We start from the raw sequence: 708 nt of genomic DNA, 5'->3' as shown, positions 1-708 counted from the left end.
GAATCTTTCTGAGGGTCAGCAAAAAGTGGTGCTCGCTGCTGGTGCACTCGGCGTCACCATCCCTCCCCTCATCTGGGGGATGGGAACTCTAGTCACCTCGACAACTGCCCTGTATGGCGCAGCGGGGACTGCTTCAGGCGCTCTCGGAACACTAGGCGCGGTGACTTCCGGATACGCAACTAGTCTCCTCACCACGCTCATCCCGGCGTCAGCAGTCGGGCAGACCAGTCTACTCGGACTCGCTGGGGCGGCTCTTACAACGCAAATTGCATTAGGTCCGGTGACAGCACCCCTATATCTTATAGTAGCTGCACTCGCATCCCTTTCAGGGGCCGCCTACGCCGCGTACCGAGCATGGACAGAGAATGCCTACGGGATCAGGGACACCACCACCAATGCGATGTCAACGGTCAAAAGCTGGCTTCAAGAGGCACCGTACTGGCTGCTGGCGCTGCTCGGCCCACTCGGTCAGCTGTACTACGCATGGAGAGAAAATTGGGGAGGTATCAGAGACATCACCGGCAACGTCTTCGACTGGATCGGTGACAAAATCTCGTGGCTTCGTGATCAGATCGAGCGAATCCCGGGGATCGCTGAATCGATTCAGGGCGGGCAAGGGGCTCAACAGGAGATAGGCGAGAGTTATTTCACCTTGTCGGCTGCTGATACGGAGAAAATAAACGAAGAATTAGGTGACGCTGGGCAGAG

The 708-nt window shown here is 57.2% G+C and carries 1 pseudogene; it reads left to right on the top strand.

Annotation, left to right across the window (positions count from 1 at the left end):
• Nucleotides 1-280: 280 nt before the first annotated feature.
• Nucleotides 281-708, top strand: a pseudogene (locus DVK07_RS22965) (phage tail tape measure protein); the annotation flags it as partial.

Source organism: Halorubrum sp. Atlit-26R (genome assembly GCF_003666015.1).
Taxonomy (GTDB): Archaea; Halobacteriota; Halobacteria; order Halobacteriales; family Haloferacaceae; genus Halorubrum.
This window is presented reverse-complemented; position numbering and strand designations above follow the sequence as displayed.